Below are 1,727 nucleotides of genomic sequence, written 5' to 3'. Positions count from 1 at the left end.
CCAACCATAGCACTTTATAAAGATGGTGAAAAGGTTGACGAAGTTACTAAAGATGATGCAAATAAAGCTAATATTGAAGCTATGATTGAAAAGCACCTTGGTTAGCCATTGGCGGCTGTGCTGACTTAGGTGAATTAGTTGGCACAGGCTGTTAAATATAAAGGGAGGTGAAAACCCATGCGTTTAGAGCTTGGAAAAATAAATATTACAGATGTTCAATTTGGAGATTCAACAAAGGTTGAAGGTGGAACATTATATGTAAACAAGCAAGAACTAATTGACTTAATTATGGAAGATGACCATATTAAAAAAGTTGATGTTGATTTAGCTCGTCCAGGTGAGGAAGTTAGAATTACTCCTGTTAAGGATGTAATCGAACCTAGAGTAAAGGTTGAAGGACCTGGTGGAGTTTTCCCAGGTGTAGTAAATAAGGTAACTACAGTGGGTTCAGGACGCACACATGTTTTAAAAGGAGCAGCAGTTGTTACATGTGGTAAAATAGTTGGGTTCCAGGAAGGTATTATTGATATGACTGGTCCTGGTGCTGAGTATACTCCGTTTTCAAAGCTAAATAATGTGTGTCTTGTTATTGAGCCTGTAGAAGGCTTAAAGCAGCATGAGTATGAAGCAGCTGCAAGAATGGCTGGTCTAAAGGCTGCAGATTATATTGGTAAAGCAGCTAAAGATGTAGAGCCTGATGAGGTTAAGGTTTACGAAACGAAGCCTCTTCTTGAGCAAGTAGCTCAATATCCTGAATTACCAAAGGTAGGATATGTGTATATGCTTCAAACTCAAGGATTACTTCATGATACTTATGTATATGGAGTTGATGCTAAGAAAATTGTTCCAACTGTTCTTTACCCAACGGAGGTTATGGATGGTGCTATATTAAGTGGAAACTGTGTTTCTGCCTGTGATAAAAACACAACATATCACCATTTAAATAATCCTATCATAGAAGACCTATATGAAAAGCATGGTAAGGAAATTAACTTTGTTGGTGTTATCATAACCAACGAAAATGTTTATCTTGCAGACAAGGAAAGATCATCTAACTGGACTGCCAAATTTACTAAGTACCTAGGATTAGACGGTGCCATTATTTCACAAGAAGGCTTTGGAAATCCAGACACTGACTTAATAATGAACTGTAAAAAAATTGAAAACGAAGGTGTTAAGACTGTTATCGTAACAGATGAGTATGCTGGTAGAGATGGAGCATCTCAATCATTAGCTGATGCCGATCCTAAGGCAAATGCTGTTGTGACTGGTGGTAATGCTAATGAAACAATAGTACTTCCACCTATGAAAAAGGTAATTGGTACCCTTGATTATGTAGACAAGATTGCTGGTGGTTTTGATGGTTCTTTAAGATCAGATGGAAGCATCGAGGCTGAAATTCAAGTAATTACTGGTGCAACAAACGAACTTGGATTTAATAAGATGTCAGCAACAACTTATTAATACTTTTAAGATTAAAGGGAATAATGAAAATAAGAAAATAAAATATAGAAAGGATGGATGATAATGAGTATCTTAGATAATAAGAAAGTCATCATTATCGGAGATAGAGATGGAATACCTGGCCCAGCTATCGAAGAGTGTGTTAAAACAGTAGAAAGTGCTGAAGTAGTATTTTCTTCTACTGAATGTTTTGTCTGAACTGCTGCAGGAGCAATGGACTTAGAAAATCAAAAAAGGGTTAAAGAATTAACTGAGAAGCATGG

General features: G+C 36.7%; 1 protein-coding gene and 1 pseudogene. Both read left to right on the top strand.

What is annotated here, in order from left to right; translation table 11 throughout:
• Positions 1-177 precede the first annotated feature (177 nt).
• Entirely contained in the window at positions 178-1,464 is a 1,287-nt protein-coding gene (locus BUB36_RS18900) for a glycine/sarcosine/betaine reductase component B subunit (RefSeq protein ID WP_073153897.1), read from the top strand.
• A 63-nt stretch (positions 1,465-1,527) separates the two neighbouring features.
• Positions 1,528-1,727: pseudogene (locus BUB36_RS18895) on the top strand (glycine/sarcosine/betaine reductase complex selenoprotein A); the annotation flags it as partial.

The sequence above is a fragment of the Paramaledivibacter caminithermalis DSM 15212 genome, from assembly GCF_900142245.1.
Taxonomy (GTDB): Bacteria; Bacillota; Clostridia; order Peptostreptococcales; family Caminicellaceae; genus Paramaledivibacter; species Paramaledivibacter caminithermalis.
Note: the sequence above shows the minus strand (reverse complement) of the source record. Positions and strands in the feature narration are given on the sequence as shown.